Source organism: Streptosporangium sp. NPDC048886, from assembly GCF_055586905.1.
The window spans coordinates 83,557-104,129 of sequence record NZ_JBVJHH010000007.1 but is presented as its reverse complement, the minus strand read 5'-3'; the positions used below and the strand labels follow the sequence as shown (position 1 = coordinate 104,129).

Below are 20,573 nucleotides of genomic sequence, written 5' to 3'. Positions count from 1 at the left end.
CCGTCCCCAGGGCCTCTCACGCCCTCGCGCGCCGGCCCGTGCCGCTCAGAGCTCGTCGGTGGCGGCCCTGGGCGCGCCGCGGGTGCTGCGCACGGTGTCGCCGGGCTGCCGCTCGGGCAGCGGCGGGGGAGTGCCGCCGAACTCCGGGCACAGCTCCTTGTAGCTGCACCAGTCGCACAGGCGGCCGGGCCTGGGGGGCCACTCGCCGGTCTCCATCGCCCGCTCGATGGCCGTCCACAGGGCCTGCACCTTGCGCTCGGTGGCGCGCAGGTCGGCCTCGTCGGGGGCGTAGCGCAGCACCTCGCCGCCGCCCCCCAGATACATCAGCTGCAGCAGGCGGGGCACCGAGCCGTGCAGCCGCCACAGTGTCAGCGCGTAGAACTTCATCTGGAACAGCGCCTTGGCCTCGAAGGCCGGCCCGGGCGCGCTGCCGGTCTTGTAGTCGACCACGCGCACCTCGCCGGTCGGCGCGACGTCCAGCCGGTCGATGTAGCCGCGCAGCATCAGACCGCTGTCGAGCACCGCCTCCACATACAGCTCGCGCTCGGCGGGCTCCAGGCAGGTGGGGTCCTCAAGGGTGAAGTAGCGCTCCAGCATGGAACGGGCCTGGGCCAGCCACTGGGCCTGCTCCCGCTCGTCGGCGAACATGCCGCCGTAGGAGGGGTCCTCGGCCAGCATCCTGCGCCACTGCGGCTCCAGCAGCTCCAGGGCCGCGGCGACCGTGCGCCCGGGGGCGGGGAGGTCGTAGAGGCGTTCCAGCACCGAGTGGACCATCGTGCCGCGCACCGCGGCGGGTGACGGCGGCTCGGGCAGCCGGTCGATCACCCGGAAGCGGTAGAGCAACGGGCACGTCATGAAGTCACCGGCGCGGGAGGGCGACAGCGCTCCGATGATCGTGGGCTCGGTCAGTGACATGTCCGCACTGTAGGTCACACTGACGACAGTTTGTGCTCAAGGTGGCCTCGCGACGTCTGCGGTTGGCCCGATGGCGCGTAGCATCAAGGCCGAAGGCGCAGCGAACGAGGAGTGGTGAGCCAGCGGTGAGCAGCGAGAGCCCGCGTCAGGACAGCCCAGGGCTGCGGATGGGCCGGCCGTTCGGCATCCCGGTCTACGTCTCGCCGACCTGGCTCATCGTGGCGGCGTTCATCACCTTCACCTATCAACCCATCGTGATCGCCCAACTGCCCGAGCTGGGCGTCCCGACGACCTACGCCGTGGCGCTGCTGTTCGCGGTGCTGCTGTACGTGTCGGTGCTGCTGCACGAGCTGGCGCACTGCGTGGTCGCCAGGATGTACGGCCTGCCGGTCCGCCGCATCACGCTCTACCTGCTCGGCGGCGTCTCGGAGATCGAGCGCGAGCCGGAGACCCCGGGCCGGGAGTTCATGGTGGCCTTCGCCGGGCCGCTGCTCTCGCTCGGGCTGGCCGGGATCGGGTTCGCCGCCTACCAGGTCATCGACCCGGGCACCATCCTCGGGGTGCTGACCTTCCAGCTCTGGTTCGCCAACCTGATCGTCGGGATCTTCAACCTCCTGCCGGGGCTGCCGCTCGACGGCGGGCGCATGCTCCGCGCCGGGGTCTGGAAGGTCACCCGCAACCCCGGCTCGGGCACGATCGCCGCCGCCTGGGTGGGCCGTGTGCTGGCCGTCGTCCTGGTCGCGGTGCCCGTCGGCCTGGCGCTGATGAGCGGGCAGACGCCGGGCTGGGAGCTCATCTGGTCGGTGCTGCTGGCCTCCTTCATCTGGCTCGGCGCCACCCAGGCGCTGCGCGGGGCCCGGGTCCGCGCCCGCATCCCGCAGGTCAACGCCCGCGCCCTGGCCCGGCGGGCCATCGCGGTGACCGGCGACGTGCCGCTGGCCGAGGCCCTGCGCCGGGCCGCGGAGGCCCAGGCGGGCGCGATGGTGGTGGTCGACCACGAGGGCCGCCCGACGGGGATCGTCAACGAGGTCGCGGTGGAGTCCACCCCGGAGAACCGCCGCCCCTGGGTGACGGCCGGCTCGCTGGCGCGCAGCCTCGAACCGTCGCTGGTGCTGGCCGCCGACCTGTCGGGGGAGTCCCTGATCGACGCCATGCGCGAGGCCCCGGCGGGGGAATACCTCCTCGTGGAACGCGGCGGTGAGATCTTCGGAGTGCTGGCCACGTCGGATGTGAACCGGGTGTTCAGCGGGGTCTGAGCGAACCATCGGGGGACTTCGGGCGTCTCACTGGATGCGCGCTGTGACGAGGCGGCGGTGCGGGGGGAAGAACGCACCTTCCGTCCTCTCGTTTTCGGTGCGCACCACGACTAGTGTTCTGGACGACCTGACCGGTTGGCCATGTAGCTAAGGGACGCACAATTGGCACCCCCCAACACGCCGGCGCCCGCCGGTGACCTCACTCCGGAGCTGATCAACACGCCCGAGTGGAGCGATCAGCTGGTCGCCGCAGCCGGAATCCCCATGTACGACATCCCGTTCCTGACGGTCGGCGGTGGCATGGGCTCCTTCGTGACGCTGGACTACCTGCGCATCTACGGCGTGCCCACCTCCCAGATGCGGGTGGTCTCCAACATCGACCATCCGTGGCAGACCTACGAGTTCCTGACCAGGTGCTCGCAGATCCCCCGTTCCGAACGGATCCGCTCCGACTCCTCCTCGCGCCCCGACAACCTCTGGGGCTTCCCCTCCTACGCCCTGCAGGAGACCTGGACCGACAAGACCCCGGCCTACCTGTGGCAGCTGCTGACCGAGCCGCTCCTGAACGACTACTGGACGCCGCGCGCCGGCACGGTCTTCGAGAGCCTCGAACGCGAGGCCAAGCGCATCAACTACTGGGACATGCTGGTCAAGGGCCAGGTCCGGATGGTCCGCCGCCGGGCCGGCGGCGGCTACTTCACCGTGGTCACCCCGCCGGAGGGCACGGCGCCGACCAAGCGCGTCATCTTCCGCTCGCGCTTCGTGCACATCGCGATCGGCTACCCGGGCCTGAAGTTCCTGCCCGACCTGCAGGAGTTCCGCACCAAGCACGGTGACTACCAGCACGTGGTGAACGCCTACGAGCCGCACGAGCAGGTCTACGAGTTCCTCAAGACCCGCCCCGGCACGGTGGTCATCCGGGGCGGCGGCATCGTGGCCTCCCGTGTGCTGCAGCGCCTGTTCGACGACCGGGAGAAGTTCCGGCTGCAGACCCAGATCGTGCACATCTTCCGGACCTTCGTCACCGGCTCCCACGGCCCGCACATCTGGGCGCGCCGCAAGGGCGGCGACGGCTGGGCCTACCAGGGCTTCAACTACCCCAAGTCGGTCTGGGGCGGCCAGCTCAAGGCGCAGATGCGCAAGCTGGAGGGGGCCGAGCGGGCCGCCAAGTACAAGGAGATGGGCGGCACCAACACCCCCTACCGCCGGCGCTGGCAGGAGCAGATGCGGGCGGGCCGCAGCGGCGGCTACTACCACCCGGTGCAGGGCACCGTGGACCGGGTGGAGCGCGCCCCCGACGGGCGGCTGGTCAGCTACGTGCGCAGCAGCGACGGCATCGTCCGCGAGCCGGTGGCCGATTACATCATCGACTGCACGGGTCTTGAGGCCGACATCGCCGAGCACCGGATCTACGAGGACCTGCTCCGGCACAGCGGGGCCTACCGCAACCCGGTCGGACGGCTGGAGGTGGAGCGCCACTTCGAGGTGAAGGGTACGGCCAGCGGTGACGGCGCCCTGTACGCCTCCGGATCGGCGACGCTGGGCGGCTACTTCCCCGGCGTCGACACCTTCCTCGGGCTGCAGATCGCGGCCCAGGAGATCGCCGACGACCTGGCCAGACGGGGGTTCGTCCGCAAGATGGGGCCACTGCGGTCGACCTCGCAGTGGTTCAAATGGGCCTTCAACTCGCCGGTGTAAGGAGTAATCCTCCGTGGTTCCGACTCTGATGGGGCGCATCCAGACGCGTCTCTTCCTGCTCGCCACCGTGGGCGCGATCATCACGCTGCTGATCGTGCCGGTGCTGCCCGGCCTCTCCGGGCCGCTCGGCGACCGCTACGCCACCGGCTTCGTGGTCCTGGCCGCGGTCGCCGTGCTGGGGATCGGCTGGGAGCTGGTCTACCACTTCCTCATGCAGTTCCGATGGGAGAAGGACTGGCCGACGCTGTTCGGTTTGCTGACGCTCGTTCCCGAAGGTCTTCTGCTGTACTTTTTGCTACGGTCCGATGCAGCCGATTTCATTGACCCGGTCCCGCCGGCCGCGTTCTGGACGCATTTCACGGTCGTCTGGGTATGCGTCTGGCTGGTGGCGAACGGTCCGATGCGCGTGCCGTTCATCCGATGGCGTTTTCGGGGAGGGAGAGTTCTGTGACCGACGAGGGCTTCGGGGTGGTGCGTCCGCTTCCGGGCAACGGGCTGGTCGCCCACGTGGATGGCCTGCTGCTGGTGTGTGACGCGGCCGAGGCCGTCGTGGACGACCTGCTGGGAGCGCTGCGGGAGACCGCGGCCTCCGGCGGGGACGGCCGCGCGCTCGCCCGCCGGATCGCCCAGGTGCTGGCCGTCATGATGGGCGAGCCCGTGGCGTGCGCCGTCGCCGGTCCCGTCGCCGGGGGAGTGGCCGTGCTGGTCAGCGGCCCGGCGTACGCGTCGGTCACCGGTTCCGGTGGAGAGGTCCAGCTGGCCGGCCGTGACGCGCTCACCTGGTCCGACCGGCTGGTGCCCGGCCCGGTGACCCGGGTGGAGCTGCGCCTGCCCGACGCCGGCGCGGCGCACCCGCTCGCCCGGCTGGACAGCGGTGTGATCGTCGCCGGCGGGGTCTCGTGCGACCTGACCGAGGCCGCGGCGCCACCGGCCGCCCAGCGCTCCGCGTCCCGGGTGGAGGCCGCCGCGCCGGCCGCCCGGCCGCCGGCCGTCCCGGTGGAGGCCGTCCCTCAGGCGGAGACGCCGCAGGCCGTGGCGTATCCCGAGCGGCCCGCTCCGGCGGCCGACGGTCCGCCTCCGGCGCCCTACCCGATGAGCTCTCCCGAGCACTACCCTCCGGCCCCCGCCCCGCAGCCCGCGCCGGAGCCGCAGTTCTCCGCGCCCCCGGCGGCCTGGCAGCCCGACCCCGTCCCGGGCCCGCCGCAGGGGCCGCCGTCCGAGCCCCTGCCGGCCGTGGTCTCGCAGGAGGAGGCCGCCAGGGTGAGCGGGATCGGCGGCGACCCCGTCGACGTCCGTGACCAGCCGTTCGAGTACGAACTGCTGACCCCGGGCGGCCCGCAGGCCGCGCCCGAGCCCCAGCCGTCCGAGCCCCAGCCGGCCGGGCCGGAGCCGGCCGAGCCGGAGTCGCGGCCGCTGGTCTACGGGGTCGACTGCAAGAACGACCACTTCAACGACCCCCGGGTGCCCTACTGCGCGGTCTGCGGCATCGCGCTGGTGCAGCGCACGCTCGTCCCCTACAAGGGGCCGCGCCCGCCGCTGGGCGTGCTGCTCCTCGACGACGGCATGACGCTCCGCCTCGACACCGACTATCTGGTCGGCCGCGACCCCGAGCGGGCCCCCGAGGTCGCCGACGGCTCCGTCCGCCCCGCCAAGGTCACCAGCCCCGACGGCTCGGTGTCCCGCCGTCACCTGCGGGTGGCGCTGGACGGCTGGGACGTCAACCTGGTCGACCTGGGGTCGGTCAACGGCACCCAGATCCAGCCGCCGGGCGACCCCAACTTCTACGACATCCCGCCGAACGAGGCGGTGGCGATCCTGCCCGGCACGACCGTGCGGATCGGCGTCTCCCGCACCATGCGCTACGAGTCGCACCGCAACCGCTAGCCGACCCGGCCGGGCGGCACGGCCCACGCCGTGCCGCCCGGTCCCTTCTCCGGGCCGGGGTCTCCACCCGAGCGTGTCCCCGGCCGGTAGCCCTGCGTGATGGCGGTGACTGCGCATCCGCGTGAACGAGGGGGCTGCGAGACCGGCCGGGTGGGGCGGACACCGGATGAGGCCGCTGACGCGGGTGACGATCACGGACCGCGGCGCCTGTCACCGCCCCCGTCCCATGGGCGCCGCGCCAGGAAGTCCAAGATCGTACGTGCCGGGGCCACGCGATGGTCCGACAGCGCGTGGTCGGTCGCGAAGACACGGTGTTCGAGGCGTTTGACGGGCTGCGCCTGGTAGGCCGTGACGACCGGTTGGTGCTGCACGCCGTACGGGGTGACGGTGTCGAGGCCGGTGCCGATCAGGAGCACCGGGAGCGGGTGTCCGTCCGGCGTCAGGAGCTCGTGAGGATGACGAGCTGCTGGGTCGCCCGGGTCATCGCGACATAGCGGTCGACCGCCCCTTCGATCCCCTCGCCGAACGCCTCCGGATCGATGAGGACGACCAGGTCGAACTCGAGCCCCTTCGACAGCTCCGGGCTCAGCGACCGGACGCGGGACGTCGCCCGGAACGTGGGATCACCGATGACGCAGGCGATCCCGTCGGCATGCGCGGCGAGCCAGGCGTCGAGGATCGAGCCCAGCTCCGAAGTGGATCCGTGCACGACGGGGACGCCGCTGCTGCGGATGGAGGTCGGCACGTTGGCGTCCGGGAGCACGGCCCGGATGACCGGCTCGGCTTCCGCCATGACCTCTTCCGGCGTCCGGTAGTTGATGCTCAGGGAGGCCAGGTCGACCCGGTCGAGCCCGATCCGCTCGAGCCGTTCCTGCCACGACTCCGTGAACCCGTGCCTGGCCTGGGCGCGGTCCCCGACGATGGTGAAGCTCCGGGACGGGCACCGGAGCAGCAACATCTGCCACTCCGCGTCGGTCAGTTCCTGAGCCTCGTCCACGACGATGTGCGCGAACGGGCCGGCGAGCAGGTCCGGGTCGAGGGTGGGCAGCTCGGACTCGTCGACCAGATTTCGCTGGAGGTCCGCTCGGCGCAGCTGCGTCACGAGCCCTTCGCCGTCGTCGTCGGCCTCGATCAGGTTGTCGACGACCTGGGCCATGTGCTCGCGCTGGGCGGCGAGAGCGGCTTCCTGCCGGCGCTTGCGCCGTGACGCCTCCGGGTCGCCGAGCCGCTGCCGTGCCGCGTCCAGGAGCGGCAGGTCGGACACCGTCCAGGCCTGGGCGTCCCCGCGCTGCAGCTTCCGAACGTCGTCGAGGCTGAGCCAGGGAGCGCACTTCCGCAGGTAGGCGGGTACCGACCACAGGTCTCCGACGAGGTCAGCCGCTTCGATCAGCGGCCACGCCCTGTTGAAGGTCGTGAGCAGCTCCCTGTCCTGCAGCAGCGACTTCCGGAGCAGGTCGGCCGAGACGTCGCCGTCGTGCTTGTCCATCAGGATCGTGAGCAGCTCCTCCCAGATCTGGTCGCGCGCCTCGTTGTGCGGAGTACCGGGTTCCGGTGCCTCGAACGCCTCGGCCCAATCGTCGGCGCTCAGCCAGATGTCGGACCAGGGGGTCGTGACCGTCATCCCCTTGGTGGGCGGGTTCTCGTAGAACCTGACGGCCGGCTCGATCGCCTTCAGCAGGTCCGCCGACGACTTCAGCAGAGCCACCTCCGGGTCGGTCTCGATCGCCGCCTCGGCTCCCTCGGTGACGAGGTCTCGCAGGGTGCAGGTCTGCACGCCCTCCTCTCCGAGGCTGGGGAGGACGTCGGCGACGTAGGCCAGGTAGGGCTGGTGCGGGCCGACGAACAGCACGCCGCCCCGGCGGTGACCGAGGCGAGGGTCGGAGTAGAGGAGGTAGGCGGAGCGGTGCAGCGCGACGACGGTCTTCCCCGTACCCGGACCGCCGTCGACGACGAGAGCGCCGCGGGATCCCGCGCGGATGATGGCGTCCTGGTCGGCCTGGATGGTGCCGAGCACGTCCCGCATCCGGGCCGACCGGTTGCCGCCCAGGCTGGCGATGAAGGCGGACTGGTCGTCGAGCGCGGCGTGCCCCTCGAATCCGTCCGAGGTGAACACCTCGTCCCAGTAGTCGCTGATCCGGCCGCGGGTCCAGCGATACCTGCGGCGGCTCGCCAGCCCCATCGGGTTGGCGTGGGTGGCTCCGAAGAACGGCTCGGCCGCGGGGGAGCGCCAGTCGAGCAGCAGCCGGCGGCCCGCGCTGTCGGTGAGGCCGAGCCGTCCGATGTACACGGGCTCGGCGTCGTCCGCGCTGACGATGCGTCCCAGGCACAGGTCCAGACCGAAGCGACGCAGAGCTCGCAGGCGGGCGGTCAGCCGGTGGATCTCCAAGTCCCGGTCCATCGCCTGCCGGCCGATGCCGCCGGGCGCCCTGCGCTCGGCGTCGAGGCGGTCGGACAGGTCGGCGATCGACCGCTCGAGGCTCTCCGCGATGGCCGCGAAGTGCTGCTCGTCGCCGGCGATCAGCGCCGGGTCGGCCTTGGGGGAGAGGTGGTCGGGAAGGTCAAACGCGCTGGTGGTCAGCGGGTTCACGGTATCAGCTCCGATTAGAGGTGGCTTGCGGTCGTTACGCGTGGCAAGGCGTGACGGACCTGGTGGCGATGACGGGCGACGCTCCGCCTGAGGCGGGCCCGTGGCCGTTGCCGGCTCAGGTCGCCAGGGTCCGCGGGTTCTCATGTTCTGGGTCCCGGCTCGGCGATCCCGCGTGGTTCACGCCGACACCGGCCGGCAGCGCCGCGAACTCCTCGTCCGGCGGCGCGCACACCCGCACCTCCGCGCCGAGTTCCCGCGGACTCGCCGCGAGTCCCGCCAGCGGTTCGACGTCCCCGCGCGACCCATACGTCGACGACAACACACGCACTTCGTGACTCCCAGTTTCCGCAGGTTCCGGCCTCGGCCGACGATTCTGCGGCACGACCCGGGTCTTGTGGCAAGCCCCCCGGTGCGCTATACGTTAGGAGTGGAAAGGAGTGGGCACTCCCCTTTCCCTCATCGTCCGCTGCGGACGGACGACCTCCTCGCAGAGCGGCGCGCCGCGTACGAAGGTACGGCCGGCCCAGGAGGATCTCCCACGGGCCTACGGACGCAGCCGCCGGACGCGAGATTCCGCACCCTCTCCGGAGCCCGTGACAAGATCTTGCGGGGGGCGCCCCGGTGGGGCGTGACCGGGGTGACGCCCGTGCTCCCGCTCCGCCGGAGCGGCCGTCGTCGCGGTCATGGCCGGTCCGCGGGGGCGCGCATCGCGGAGACGGCCGCCGACCAGTCCACCGGGTCGGCGTCCTGCTCGGCGCGGACCAGCAGGTGGGCGCCGTCCACCGCCGTCCCGGTGTCGGGGGCCACGACGAGCGCGCCGGCCGGGACCGGGCCGGAGGTGGCCGCCACCCCGAGTCTGGCCAGCCGCTGGGCCAGGGCCGAGGCCCGGCCGCCACCGGCGACGACCAGCGGGCGCCCCTGCAGGAGGGCGAGGGTGAGCGCCACGTGGGCGGCGGCGTCGCCGGCGCCGTGGTGCACCGCGATCGGCCCCGCCGCGGCCAGGACCTGACCGGAGGGGTCTGCGGAGCCCGGGGCGCCGGGACCGTCCGGGGAGATCCGGAGACCGGTGGAGGCCGGCGGCCCCGCGGGCGTCTGGAGGCCGGGACCGTCCAGGGGCGCCTGGGGCCGTCCGGGGACGCCCAGGGAGGCCGCAGAGCCCAGGAGGCCCTCCTGGGGGCCGGGAGCGTCCGGGAGCGCGGAGACCGTCACCACGCGGCAGACGGCGCCGGCGCGGATCCCGGTGTAGCCGGGGGCGCCGGCCGGCAGCACCACCAGATCGGGCTGCGCGCCGCCGACCAGCTCGGGCAGCTCGGCCGCCACGTCGCCGCTGAACCGGCTCACGACCTTGACCTCGGAGCCGTGGCGGCGGGCCGTGACGGCGAGGCTCTCCAGTTCGTGGAGGGTCTCGGCCAGCTCGGCGAGCTCGGAGGACAGGCCGTTGCCGACCTCCAGGCGGCCCCGCGGGTAGGGGCGCAGGTGGGCGAGGACCACCTCCGACGGGGAGGCGGCCCGGGCCAGGGTGGCCGCCAGGTCCGCCAGCGGCCCCTGCTCGGCGGGGGAGCCCGGGACGACGGCCAGCACCCGATGGGCGGCGCTCTCGCCGAGGGCGGCCCGCTCGGCCTCGGCGATGTCGCGGGCCACCCGCCGGTCGGGATACACCCAGCGCAGCAGCGGGCCGGTCATCGCGGTGGTGACGAGGGCCATCACCACCATCAGCGAGTAGAGCTCGTTGTCGAGCACGCCCTTCTGCAGGCCGACGGTGAGAATGACGATCTCGGTCAGGCCGCGGGTGTTGAGCAGGGTGGCCATCGCCCAGGACTGCCGGTTGGGCAGCCGCTGCGCCCGCGCCGCCGCGTAGGAGCCGAGCAGCTTGCCGCCGACCGCCACCGCCAGGATCGCGGCCAGCGTGCCGAGGCTGGACAGGTCCAGCGCGCGGAGGTCGACGTTGAGCCCCGCCACCACGAAGAACATCGGCAGCAGCAACAGCACCGCGAGCTGCTCCAGCCGTTCCAGGATCTCGTGGTTGAGCCGCTCGGCGCCCTCGCGGGGCATCACCGCGCCGAACATGAACGCCCCGAAGATGAAGTGCACGTGCATCCACTCGGTGGCCCAAGCCGAGCCGATGAGGCCGATGAGCACCAGCGACAGCAGGCTCGGCGTCAGCCGCCCCGCCTTCTCGTGGGCCGGCACCAGCCGGGTCAGCAGCGGCCGGACCACCAGGAACATCACCAGCGCGTACGGCACGGCGAGCAGGACCTTCCACTGCCCCTCGGCGTCGCCGGCCCCGGCGATGCCCACCACCACGGCGAGCACCGTCCAGGCGAGCACGTCGATCACCGCGGCGGCGGCCAGCGACATGCCGCCGAGCGCGATGCGCTGCATGCCGCGGTCGGTGAGGATGCGCGCCAGCACCGGGAAGGCGGTGGCGGCCATCGCCGCGCCCATGAACAGCACGAACGCGAGCGTCTTGGCGCCGCCCACGTGGTCGCCGGCGATGCCGAGCGCGAGTGCGCAGCCCAGGACGAACGGCAGCACGGTGGAACCGAGCGCCACGGTCACCGCGATCCGGCCCTTGCCCCTGACCAGTTTCTGGTCCAGCTCCAGGCCGACGACGAACATGAACAGCACCAGGCCGACGTTCGCCAGCGCCTGGAGCGGGGGGCGCATCTCCGCGCCGAACAGCTTCTCGCCGATGAGCGGGCCGAGGAGCGTGGGACCGAGCAGGATGCCCGCCACGATCTCACCGACGACCGGAGGCTGGCCGAGCCGCCTGGCGAGCGCCCCCAGCAGTCGCGCGGCGGCCAGGACGATCACCAGGTCGAGCAGGAGCAGATCCACGTGGAGCACTTGCAAGCACGCTTCCCGTACGTAATGAAAAGCCCCGAGAATGACCATGGCGACGTTACCGTGTGCGGGATGTGGCCGCGAGGGGCGCATGAGGCGCGGAGGGGAGATATCGGTGGAAGGCATCGCCGACTATGAGTTCGTCCGCTCGCTGGGGGCGGGCAACCACGGCGAGTTCTATCTGGCAAGGAGGCCCGGCCGCCTGCCGGTCGAGGCCGAGTACGTCGCGGTGAAGGTGGTGGGGGGCACCGGCGGCGACGCCTTCCGGCGGGCCACGCGCGAGCTGAAGGCCTTCGCCGCGGTGCGCTCGCCGTACCTGGTGACGCTCTACGACGCGGGCCAGCAGGGCGGGGTCTTCTACTACTCGATGGAGTATCTGCCCGGCGGCTCGCTGGGCAGGCCCGCCGAGCCGCCGTCGCGGGAGCGGGCGCTGCGCTCGGTCGCCTGCGTGGCCCACGCCGCGCAGGCGCTGCACGAGGAGGGCATCGTGCACCGCGACATCCGCCCCGGCAACGTGCTGCTCACCGACGAGGGGGGCAAGCTCTCGGACCTGGGGCTGTCGCAGGTGCTGATGCCGGGGGCGACGGTGACCGGGATGGGCGGCATCGGCTCGGTGGAGTTCACCGACCCGGCGCTGCTGCAGGGCGACAGGCCCGCTCCCGCCGGGGACGTGTGGTCGCTCGGCGCGACGCTGCACTGGGCGGCGACCCGCACCGGCCTGTACGGCGAGCTGCCCGTCCACGATCCGCTGCTGACCCTGCGCAAGGTCTACAGCACGCCGCCGTCGCTCCACCCCGGCCTGGGGCCCGAGCTGGCCGAGCTGGTGCAGGCCTGCATCGGGGACGTGGCCGGGCGGCCCACCGCCGGAGGGCTGGCCGACCGGCTCTACGCGCTGGTGGCCTGAAGCCGGTCCAGCTCGGCGCCGAGCAGCCTCTCCAGGCGTTGCGCGCCGAGCCGGCCGGGGTAGAGCAGGCTGCGCACGCTCAGCCCGTCCACCAGGGCCAGCAGCCGCTCGGTGACGTCGCCGAGATCCTCCCCGGTGGAGATCTCCCCGGCCTCGGCCGCCGCGCCGAGCAGGCTGCGCACCAGATAGCGCAGCTCCTCGGCCTCGGCGCGCTGCGCCTCCAGCATCGCCGGACTGGTCAGGCTCCGGCTCCAGAAGCCGATCTCCAGCCCGCTCTCCCGGGCGCGCTCGTCGTCCAGCGGCAGGTTGTCGAGCAGGAGCTCGCGGAGCGCGGCCAGTCCGCCGCGGCCGGAGAGCTTGCCGTGCAGCCGTTCCACGATGCGCCGGTGCGAGGAGCGCAGCGCCGACAGCATGATGTCGTCCTTGTCGGCGAAGTAGTGGGTGAGCACGCCGTTGGAGTAACCGGCCTCCTTGGCGATGGCCCTGGTCGTGGCCGCCTCGATGCCCTCGCGCAGGATGATGCGGCGGGCGGCCTCGACGACCTCCTCCCGGCGTTCCCCGTGGTCGACGATCTTCGGCATCCGGCCCTCCCTGGTTTCCCTCGTTGACACGGTATTCGGGCGCCCGTCTATTATCCGCTGAAGACATGAGGAGGGCTCACTATGACTGTCGTCACCCTCGGGGTGCACATCGTGGACGTGCTCGCCCGGCCGGTGGAATCGATCCCGGCCGGGCAGGACACCCACCTGCTGGAGCAGATCCGCGTCACCGCGGCGGGCGCCGCCGCCGGGACCGCCGTCTGCCTGGCCGGGATCGGCGTCCCGGTCGCCTCGATGGGGGCGGTCGGCGGCGACGAGCTCGGCGACCTCCTCCTCATGATCATGGAGCGGCGCGGGGTGGACGTCACCGGCGTCGTCCGCAAGGACGGCGAGCAGACCGCCGCCTCGATCCTGCCCATCAGGCCCGACGGGGGACGCCCCTCCTTCCACGTGCCCGGCGCCAACCTCGGCCTGTCCCTCGCCGACCTCGACCGCGGGCGCGTCAGCGGCGCGCGGGTCGTGCACCTGGGCGGCATGGACGTGACCTGGGGCCTGCACGACCCGGACTTCTTCGCCCTGCTGGCCGAGGCGCGGGGGGCGGGCACGGTCATCACGATGGACCTACTGTCCAATATGGCCGATCTGATGCGGGGAGCGCGGAGCTTTCTGCCGTATGTGGACTACCTGCTGCCCAACGAGGAACAGGCGCTCATGATGAGCGGCGCGGCCGGCGTGGAGGAGGCCGCGCTCGCGCTGCTGGCCGAGGGGCCCAGGGCGGTGCTGGTCACGCTGGGCGGCGAGGGCAGCCTGATCGCCACCGCGTCTGGCCTCACCCGGCTGCCCGCCCTCGACGTCCCCGTGGTGGACACCACCGGCTGCGGCGACGCCTACTGCGCCGGGTTCATCGCCGGCCTGGTCGACGGCCGCGACGTGACCGGCGCCGCGGAACTCGGCACCGCGGTGGCCGCCCGGGTCGCCGGAGGGCTCGGCTCGGACGCCGGCCTCGACGGGGCACAGGAACTGCGGGAGAGCCGATGAGCCGGCCGGTGCCGGCCGCCTGCGCGGCCCCGGCCGTCCGGCCGCGACCGTCCCAACTGTGAAAGGACGACACATGTCCATCGACGCCAACCTCCGTGAGCGGGCCGCCAGGGTCGTCCCGGGCGGAATGTACGGCCACCTCAACGCGGCCCTGCACGGCCCCGGCTACCCGCAGTTCTTCGTCGGCGGCCAGGGATGCCGCCAGCTCGACGCGGACGGCCGCGAGTACATCGACCTCATGTGCTCCTGGGGCCCCATCGTGCTCGGCCACCGCCACCCCGCCGTGGAGGCCGCAGTCGCCGCCCAGCTCGCCGCCGGCGACTGCCTCAACGGACCCGGCCCGGTCTACGTTGAGCTCGCCGAGCTCATGGTGGAGACCATCCCGCAGGCCGACTGGGTGATGTTCTCCAAGAACGGCACCGACGCCACCACCCAGGCGCTGATGGTCGCCCGGGCCGCCACCGGCCGGACCAAGGTGCTCATGGCCCACGGCTCCTACCACGGGGCCGACCCCTGGTGCACGCCCAGCCCGTCGGGCACCACCCCCAACGAGCGCGCCGATCTGATCGAATACGCCTACAACGACCTGGCGAGCGCGGAGGAGGCCGCGGCCCGGGCGGAGGGCGACGTCGCGGCGATCATCGTGACGCCCTTCAAACACGACTCCTTCGAGGACCAGGAGCTCGCCGCCGCCGAGTTCGCCCGGGGCCTGCGGGCCCTGGCCGACCGGATCGGCGCGGCGCTGGTGATCGACGACGTGCGCGGCGGCTGGCGGCTCGACCTCGGCGGCTCGTGGGAGACCCTGGGGGTCCGCCCCGATCTGTACGCCTTCAGCAAGGCCATGGCCAACGGCCACCCGATCGCCGCCGTCACGGGTGTGGACTCCCTGCGGGGCCCGGCCCAGACGATCTACTCCACCGGCTCGTTCTGGTTCAACGCGGCGCCGATGGCCGCGGCCAAGGCCACCATCGAGACCCTGCGCGACATCGGCGGAGTGGCCCTGATGGAGCGGGCGGGCACCCGCCTGCGCGAGGGCCTGGCCGCGCAGGCCGCCGCCCACGGCTTCGTGGTCAACCAGACCGGCCCGGCGCAGATCCCGTGGCTCTCCTTCGAGGGCGACGCCACCTTGGAGAAGGGCATGTTCTGGTCGGCCGCCTGTCTGCGGGAGGGGGTCTACCTCCACCCCTGGCACAACTGGTTCCTGTCGGCCGCCCACACCGACGCCGACATCGACCGTGCCCTGCAGGGCACCGACGCGGCCTTCGCCAGGCTCAGGACGGAGTTCGGCGCCGACTGAGAGCCCCTCGCCGCGTGGCTACCCTTGGGGGCGCAGGCGGTACCACTGCAGGGCTACCCCCGGGGGCGCAGGCGGTACCACTGCAGGTCGTCCAGGCGCGTGCCGTCGGGACCCGGCAGCAGCCCGTGCAGGAGGGCCTCCCGGCGGAAGCCCGCGCCCTCCAGCACCCGGTGCGAGGCGACGTTGTCCGGGGAGGTGCCCGCGACGATCCGGGCCAGGGGCGTGTGCTCGAAGGCCCACTCCACCAGCAGGCCCACCGCCCGGGTGGTGAGGCCCCGGCCGCGGAACTCCGGCAGCGTGCTGTAGCCCACCATGGCCTGGCCCAGCGGCGGGATGACCGAGGTGAGCTGGATGTGCCCGGTGAAGACGCCGGTCCCGGCGTCGCGGACGGCCGCCTCGACCCGGTCGCCCGCCAGCCAGCGCATGCCCGCCTCCCGGCAGGCCGTCTCGCTCTCGACCGGATCGGGGGCCTGCGGGGGCACGCTGTAGGCCACGACCTCCGGCAGGTTCTGCAGCGCGTGGTAGTCGTCGGCGTCGGCCTCGGCCAGCGGCGTCAGCCGTACCACGCCGTCGGACAGCGAGCCGCCGGGGAAGGGGGGCAGATACGGTCGCATGCGGTCACCGGAGTCGTCCGAGAGCCTGGCGAAGGAGACCAGGTCGCCGCGGGTGCCGTCGCGCCGGTCCTCGGCCGAGCGCTGCACGCCCTCGCGGTGGAAGCCGGCGGCCAGCGCGACCCGCTGGCTGGGCAGGTTCTCCACGTCGGCCAGCAGCTCCATGCGCCGCACCCCGTGGGCGAAGGCCCACTCGGTCAGTGCCCTGGTGGCCGCCGTGGCGGCCCCGCGGCCCCGCGCCCACGGCGCGATCAGGTAGCCGATCTCGCCGTTGCCGCGCGAGTCGAGGGGCTTGAGCCCGATGTTGCCAAGCCACTCGTCGGTGTCGGCGTCCGCCACGGCGAAGGAGGCGCCGCCGCTCTCCCACAGCTGCTCGGCGACTTTCAGGTAGGAGACCGCGTCGTCGTGGGTGTAGGGCACCGGCACGGTCGGGATGAAGCGCCGGATCTGCGGGTCGGCGCAGGCGCGGGCGATCAGCTCCACGTCGTCGGTGCTGAGTGCCCGCATGACGACCGGGCCGGCGGGGATCACGTCTCGAGGAAACACCCTTCAAGTGCTATCAGCTACCCCTATCGTGGGCGAATCGTTTCCGATCTCACCTGAACAGGGGTCGCGCGGCTCCGGGCCGGACCGGGCGGCGGCCGTACGCCGATAACCTTGCGGGCATGGGTTTTCGCAGGCATGGGCCGTTTCAGGCCGGGGATCAGGTTCAGCTCACCGACCCCAAGAACAAGCGTCACACGGTGACGCTGAAGGAAGACGGGGTCTTCCACACGCACAAGGGCGGGATCCCGCACAGCGAGCTGATCGGCCAGCCCGAGGGGTCGGTGGTGCGCTCCTCCGGCGGCACCCAGTATCTCGCGTTCAGGCACCTGCTCCAGGACTACACGCTGTCCATGCCCCGCGGCGCGGCGGTCATCTATCCGAAGGACTCGGCGCAGATCGTCGCCATGGCCGACATCTTCCCCGGCGCGCGCGTCGTCGAGGCGGGCGTCGGCTCCGGGGCGCTCACGTGCTTCCTGCTGCGCGCCGTCGGCGGCGAGGGCAGCGTCACCTCCTACGAGCGGCGTGCGGACTTCGCCGAGATCGCCACCAAGAACGTGGAGAAGTTCTACGGCGGTCCGATGGACCAGTGGCGCCTGGTGGTGGGCGACTTCGTGGAGGCGCTCGACGAGAGCGACGTCGACCGGATCATCCTGGACATGCTCGCTCCGTGGGAGTGCGTCGACGCCGCCGCCAAGGCACTCACGCCGGGCGGTGTCATCTGCTGCTACGTGGCGACCACCACCCAGCTGTCGCGCACGGTCGAAACTCTCCGCGAACACGGGAGTTTCACCGAGCCCCATGCGTGGGAGACCCTGGTTCGCGACTGGCATGTCGAGGGCCTGGCCGTACGGCCCGATCATCGGATGGTCGGGCACACCGGCTTCCTCGTCACCGCCCGCCGCATGGCGGACGGGGTGACGCCACCACCCCGTCGTAGGCGTCCGGCAAAGGGGGCACATGGCGAAGAGCTCGGTTCTTCCACCAGATGATGACGATTCGGCCACGACGGTACGTTTACCCGTGACAAGGGAACAGATCGACGTGTTCTCATGCTCCCAGGGCTAAACGCACCATAAGGGATTAATCATTGCCCACTTAATGTAGCCATACGAACACTGCTCTACCAGGTAACGGACAGCCCCCAGATGGGTAGGGTTTTGAGTAGTCGGTCTCGACTGGGAAGGAGGTGACGCCGTGGCAGCTCGCGACGACGCTGAGGCTCGAGCCGCGCAGCGCGAACGGGAGGTCGCTGACCTCACAACACAGGTCTCCTTCCTGCAGGAGGAGCTCACCGCGCTACGTCGGAAGCTGACGGAGTCTCCCCGGCAGGCCAGGGTCATCGAAGAGCGTCTCCATGAAGTGCAGGCGAATCTGGCGGCCGTTACCGGCCAGAACGAGCGTCTGGTGGCCACCCTCAAGGAGGCCAGAGACCAGATCGTCGCGCTGAAGGAGGAGGTCGACCGGTTGGCGCAGCCGCCATCCGGATTCGGCGTGTTCCTCGAAAGCAGGGAAGACGGCACGGTGGAGGTCTTCACCGGTGGCCGCAAACTTCGGGTGAACGTCAGTCCAGCGGTGGACGCCGACTCGCTGAAGCGTGGCCAGGAGGTCATGCTCAACGAGGCGCTCAACGTGGTCGAGGCCCTCGGATACGAGGACATCGGCGAGATCGTGATGCTCAAGGAGCTCCTTGAGGACGGCCAGCGCGCGCTGGTGATCTCGCACGCCGACGAGGAGCGGGTGGTGAAGCTCGCCGAGTCGCTGCTGGGCCAGCCGGTCCGGGCCGGCGACTCACTGCTGCTGGAGCCGCGCTCGGGCTACGTCTACGAGCGCATCCCCAAGTCCGAGGTCGAGGAGCTCGTCTTGGAGGAGGTGCCCGACATCTCCTACGAGGAGATCGGCGGGCTCATGCGGCAGATCGAGCAGATCCGGGACGCGATCGAGCTTCCCTACCTGCACGCCGACCTCTTCCGCGAGCACAAACTGCGTCCGCCCAAGGGTGTGCTGCTGTACGGCCCGCCCGGCTGCGGCAAGACGCTCATCGCCAAGGCCGTCGCCAACTCCCTGGCCAAGCAGGTCGCGGAGAAGACCGGCCAGTCCGGAAAGAGTTTCTTCCTCAACATCAAGGGTCCCGAGCTTCTCAACAAATACGTCGGTGAGACCGAGCGGCACATCCGTCTGGTCTTCCAGCGGGCCCGTGAGAAGGCCTCCGAGGGCACCCCGGTGATCGTGTTCTTCGACGAGATGGACTCGATCTTCCGGACCCGCGGCTCGGGCGTCTCCTCCGACGTCGAGAACACCATCGTCCCCCAGCTCCTGTCGGAGATCGACGGCGTCGAGGGCCTGGAGAACGTGATCGTGATCGGCGCCTCCAACCGCGAGGACATGATCGACCCGGCGATCCTGCGGCCCGGCCGCCTGGACGTCAAGATCAAGATCGAGCGGCCGGACGCCGAGGCGGCCAAGGACATCTTCTCGAAGTACCTCATCGAAGACCTCCCCCTCCACCCCGAGGACCTCGCGGAGCACGGCGGAAGTCGCGAGGGCACCATCTCGGGCATGATCCAGCGGGTGGTCGAGCGGATGTACACCGAGAGCGAGGAGAACCGCTTCCTCGAGGTGACCTACGCCAACGGCGACAAGGAGGTCCTCTACTTCAAGGACTTCAACTCCGGCGCCATGATCCAGAACATCGTCGACCGCAGCAAGAAGATGGCGATCAAGCAGTTCCTCGAGTCCGGGCAGAAGGGCCTGCGGATCCAGCATCTGCTGGCGGCCTGCGTGGACGAGTTCTCCGAGAACGAGGACCTGCCCAACACCACCAACCCCGACGACTGGGCCCGCATCTCCGGCAAGAAGGGCGAGCGGATCGTCTACATCCGCACCCTCGTGACGGGCAAGCAGGGCACCGAGGCCGGCCGGTCCATCGACACGGTGGCCAACACCGGCCAATACCTCTGATCCACCCACGGCGGCGCGGCGTTCCCCGAGATGGCCGCGCCACCGGCGTTCACGGCACCACCCACGGCGGCGCGGCGCTCCTTCCGGAGAGCCGCGCCGTCGGCGTTCCCGGCGGCGCCCGCACCGGCGCGGCGCCCCTCCGCGGGGCCGCGCCGGTGCGGGGTCCGGAGACCACGGCCCGCACCCCGGCCCGGCCGCGAGGCGCCGTCCCGTCCGTCCCGCAAGTCGAACGGCGTCACATGGAACCCAAATGATCTAAACGCCGTCCAAGTGGCGTGCATGAACATTTCGGCCCGGTCGTCAGGTGACCGGCGTGGGGTCCCGTGGAGCGGCTCGGGGGAGCGGCCGCCTCGCCGAACTCGACCTCCTGCGTTTCGTCGCCGCCATGGCGGTGCTCGCCTTCCACTACTTCATCGCCTTCGCCTCGGTGTGGGGGGAGCGCCCGTCGGAGCTGTTCCCGGCGATCTCCACGCTGTCCGGCCTCGGCATCCTGGGCGTCGAGCTGTTCTTCATGATCAGCGGATTCGTCATCCTGATGAGCATCTGGGGCCGGGGGCTGGGCGCCTTCGCCCTGTCCCGGCTGGTGCGGCTGTTCCCCGCCTACTGGGTCAGCGTCGGCGCCACGGCCGCGGTCTACGGCCTGAGCGCCGCCACCGCGCTGGACCCCAAGCTCAGCGCCGGGGAGTACGGGGTCAACCTCACGATGCTCCAGCGCGCCTTCGGCGTCTACGACGCCAACGGCGTCTACTGGTCGCTCTGGGCCGAGCTCCGCTTCTACGTGCTGATCTCGGTCCTGGTGCTCGTCGGGGTGACGTTCAACCGGTGCCTCGTCTTCATGGGGGTCTGGCTGCTGGCGGCCGGGTTCTTCACCGGCAGCGAGGACAAGTGGGTCGACCTCGTGGTGATGCCCAAGTACGCGGCGTACTTCGTCGGCGGCATGGCCTTCTTCCTGATGACCAAGCACGGGCCCAAGCTGGTCCTGTGGTGCCTGGCCGGGATCAGCGCCGGCCTGGCGGTCAACTCGGCGCTCGACCGGGTCGCCGGGCGGATCGAGAAGGTCGGCTACGCCGCCATGCCCGTGCCGGAGTGGGCCGTCGCGGCCACCGTGATCGGTTTCTACGTGCTCATGGCGATGGTGGCGCTCGGCTGGCTGAGCCGGCTGCGCTGGCGCGGCCTGGTCGTCCTGGGCGCCCTGACCTACCCGCTCTACCTGTTCCACACCACGGCCGCCGTCCTGATCATCCCCGCCCTGCGGGACACGCTGCCGCCCTGGCTGACCGCCGTGGTCACCACGCTGGCCGCGATGGCCTTCTCCTATCTGGTGTACCGGCTGGTCGAACGGCCCGTTCAGGAGTTCGTCAAGGCCAGGCGCCGCCGCGGGGCCGCACCGCCGTCCGTACCGCCGTCCGCGCCGCCCTCCCCGCCCTTCCGGACGCCCTTCGCGACGGGCGAAACGGCCTCGGTGCCATAACTGTCTGGTCACCGGGCATAGTGAA

The 20,573-nt window shown here is 71.5% G+C and carries 17 protein-coding genes; 10 read left to right on the top strand and 7 right to left on the bottom strand.

Annotation, left to right across the window (positions count from 1 at the left end; all coding sequences use genetic code 11):
* Nucleotides 1-45: 45 nt before the first annotated feature.
* Nucleotides 46-915, bottom strand: a complete 870-nt coding sequence (locus ACZ6R6_RS10540; RefSeq protein ID WP_470092057.1) for a RecB family exonuclease — start codon at nucleotides 913-915, stop codon at nucleotides 46-48.
* Nucleotides 916-1,082: 167 nt separating this feature from the next.
* Here ACZ6R6_RS10540 and ACZ6R6_RS10535 point away from each other — a divergent pair, with 167 nt between their 5' ends.
* The 4 genes from ACZ6R6_RS10535 to ACZ6R6_RS10520 all read left to right on the top strand — a co-directional run bounded on the left by ACZ6R6_RS10535 (nucleotide 1,083) and on the right by ACZ6R6_RS10520 (nucleotide 5,753).
* Complete coding sequence (locus ACZ6R6_RS10535) at nucleotides 1,083-2,171, top strand: site-2 protease family protein (RefSeq protein WP_470092345.1); 1,089 nt, start codon at nucleotides 1,083-1,085, stop codon at nucleotides 2,169-2,171.
* A gap of 162 nt (nucleotides 2,172-2,333) precedes the next feature.
* Nucleotides 2,334-3,869 (top strand): hypothetical protein, encoded by a 1,536-nt coding sequence (locus tag ACZ6R6_RS10530; protein ID WP_470092055.1) that lies wholly within the window; start codon nucleotides 2,334-2,336, stop codon nucleotides 3,867-3,869.
* A 13-nt stretch (nucleotides 3,870-3,882) separates the two neighbouring features.
* Nucleotides 3,883-4,320, top strand: a complete 438-nt coding sequence (locus ACZ6R6_RS10525) for a hypothetical protein (protein WP_451931256.1) — start codon at nucleotides 3,883-3,885, stop codon at nucleotides 4,318-4,320.
* Nucleotides 4,317-5,753, top strand: a complete 1,437-nt coding sequence (locus ACZ6R6_RS10520; RefSeq protein WP_470092053.1) for an FHA domain-containing protein — start codon at nucleotides 4,317-4,319, stop codon at nucleotides 5,751-5,753. The genes ACZ6R6_RS10525 and ACZ6R6_RS10520 overlap by 4 nt, the downstream gene beginning before the upstream one ends.
* 191 nt (nucleotides 5,754-5,944) lie before the next feature.
* Here the strand turns inward: ACZ6R6_RS10520 and ACZ6R6_RS10515 are convergent, their stop codons facing one another.
* From ACZ6R6_RS10515 to ACZ6R6_RS10500, 4 genes are all read right to left on the bottom strand, one after another.
* Nucleotides 5,945-6,169: a hypothetical protein gene (locus ACZ6R6_RS10515; protein ID WP_470092051.1), complete on the bottom strand. Its 225-nt coding sequence runs from the start codon at nucleotides 6,167-6,169 to the stop codon at nucleotides 5,945-5,947.
* A 23-nt stretch (nucleotides 6,170-6,192) separates the two neighbouring features.
* The gene (gene helR / locus ACZ6R6_RS10510; RefSeq protein ID WP_470092049.1) at nucleotides 6,193-8,340 is read right to left on the bottom strand and encodes an RNA polymerase recycling motor ATPase HelR; all 2,148 of its coding nucleotides are present in this window, start codon (nucleotides 8,338-8,340) and stop codon (nucleotides 6,193-6,195) included.
* Nucleotides 8,341-8,455: 115 nt separating this feature from the next.
* Nucleotides 8,456-8,668, bottom strand: coding sequence for a hypothetical protein (locus ACZ6R6_RS10505; protein ID WP_470092047.1), 213 nt, complete (start codon nucleotides 8,666-8,668; stop codon nucleotides 8,456-8,458).
* Nucleotides 8,669-9,021: 353 nt separating this feature from the next.
* Nucleotides 9,022-11,187, bottom strand: coding sequence for a cation:proton antiporter domain-containing protein (locus ACZ6R6_RS10500; protein WP_470092045.1), 2,166 nt, complete (start codon nucleotides 11,185-11,187; stop codon nucleotides 9,022-9,024).
* Between the two features lie 112 nt (nucleotides 11,188-11,299).
* Here ACZ6R6_RS10500 and ACZ6R6_RS10495 point away from each other — a divergent pair, with 112 nt between their 5' ends.
* The gene (locus ACZ6R6_RS10495) at nucleotides 11,300-12,088 is read left to right on the top strand and encodes a serine/threonine-protein kinase (protein WP_470092043.1); all 789 of its coding nucleotides are present in this window, start codon (nucleotides 11,300-11,302) and stop codon (nucleotides 12,086-12,088) included.
* Here ACZ6R6_RS10495 and ACZ6R6_RS10490 read toward each other — a convergent pair.
* A complete protein-coding gene (locus ACZ6R6_RS10490) occupies nucleotides 12,070-12,669 on the bottom strand; it encodes a TetR/AcrR family transcriptional regulator (RefSeq protein ID WP_451933435.1) in 600 nt (199 codons plus the stop codon). The two genes, ACZ6R6_RS10495 and ACZ6R6_RS10490, sit on opposite strands and share 19 nt — an antisense overlap.
* A gap of 81 nt (nucleotides 12,670-12,750) precedes the next feature.
* Here ACZ6R6_RS10490 and ACZ6R6_RS10485 point away from each other — a divergent pair, with 81 nt between their 5' ends.
* Both ACZ6R6_RS10485 and ACZ6R6_RS10480 read left to right on the top strand, forming a co-directional pair.
* Nucleotides 12,751-13,665, top strand: a complete 915-nt coding sequence (locus ACZ6R6_RS10485) for a carbohydrate kinase family protein (RefSeq protein WP_470092041.1) — start codon at nucleotides 12,751-12,753, stop codon at nucleotides 13,663-13,665.
* Nucleotides 13,666-13,738: 73 nt separating this feature from the next.
* Nucleotides 13,739-14,962: an aminotransferase class III-fold pyridoxal phosphate-dependent enzyme gene (locus ACZ6R6_RS10480; RefSeq protein WP_470092039.1), complete on the top strand. Its 1,224-nt coding sequence runs from the start codon at nucleotides 13,739-13,741 to the stop codon at nucleotides 14,960-14,962.
* 53 nt (nucleotides 14,963-15,015) lie between these two features.
* On the opposite strand, the gene ACZ6R6_RS10475 is transcribed toward ACZ6R6_RS10480, so the two are convergent.
* The gene (locus ACZ6R6_RS10475; RefSeq protein WP_470092037.1) at nucleotides 15,016-16,119 is read right to left on the bottom strand and encodes a GNAT family N-acetyltransferase; all 1,104 of its coding nucleotides are present in this window, start codon (nucleotides 16,117-16,119) and stop codon (nucleotides 15,016-15,018) included.
* A 119-nt stretch (nucleotides 16,120-16,238) separates the two neighbouring features.
* Here ACZ6R6_RS10475 and ACZ6R6_RS10470 point away from each other — a divergent pair, with 119 nt between their 5' ends.
* The 3 genes from ACZ6R6_RS10470 (at nucleotide 16,239) to ACZ6R6_RS10460 (ending at nucleotide 20,548) form a co-directional block, all read left to right on the top strand.
* Nucleotides 16,239-17,108 carry a tRNA (adenine-N1)-methyltransferase gene (locus ACZ6R6_RS10470; protein WP_451933438.1) on the top strand — a complete coding sequence of 290 codons (870 nt, stop codon included), beginning with the start codon at nucleotides 16,239-16,241 and terminating at the stop codon, nucleotides 17,106-17,108.
* Nucleotides 17,109-17,313: 205 nt separating this feature from the next.
* Complete coding sequence (gene arc, locus ACZ6R6_RS10465; RefSeq protein WP_306869126.1) at nucleotides 17,314-19,077, top strand: proteasome ATPase; 1,764 nt, start codon at nucleotides 17,314-17,316, stop codon at nucleotides 19,075-19,077.
* Nucleotides 19,078-19,390: 313 nt separating this feature from the next.
* Nucleotides 19,391-20,548, top strand: a complete 1,158-nt coding sequence (locus ACZ6R6_RS10460) for an acyltransferase family protein (RefSeq protein ID WP_451932589.1) — start codon at nucleotides 19,391-19,393, stop codon at nucleotides 20,546-20,548.
* Nucleotides 20,549-20,573 lie beyond the last annotated feature (25 nt).

Coding starts and splice junctions, on each gene's coding strand:
- ACZ6R6_RS10470 (WP_451933438.1), top strand. CDS start 16,239: ATGGGTTTTCGCAGGCATGGGCCGTTTCAGGCCGGGGATCAGGTTCAG.
- ACZ6R6_RS10485 (WP_470092041.1), top strand. CDS start 12,751: ATGACTGTCGTCACCCTCGGGGTGCACATCGTGGACGTGCTCGCCCGG.
- ACZ6R6_RS10535 (WP_470092345.1), top strand. CDS start 1,083: ATGGGCCGGCCGTTCGGCATCCCGGTCTACGTCTCGCCGACCTGGCTC.
- ACZ6R6_RS10540 (WP_470092057.1), bottom strand. CDS start 915: ATGTCACTGACCGAGCCCACGATCATCGGAGCGCTGTCGCCCTCCCGC.
- ACZ6R6_RS10490 (WP_451933435.1), bottom strand. CDS start 12,669: ATGCCGAAGATCGTCGACCACGGGGAACGCCGGGAGGAGGTCGTCGAG.
- ACZ6R6_RS10480 (WP_470092039.1), top strand. CDS start 13,739: ATGTCCATCGACGCCAACCTCCGTGAGCGGGCCGCCAGGGTCGTCCCG.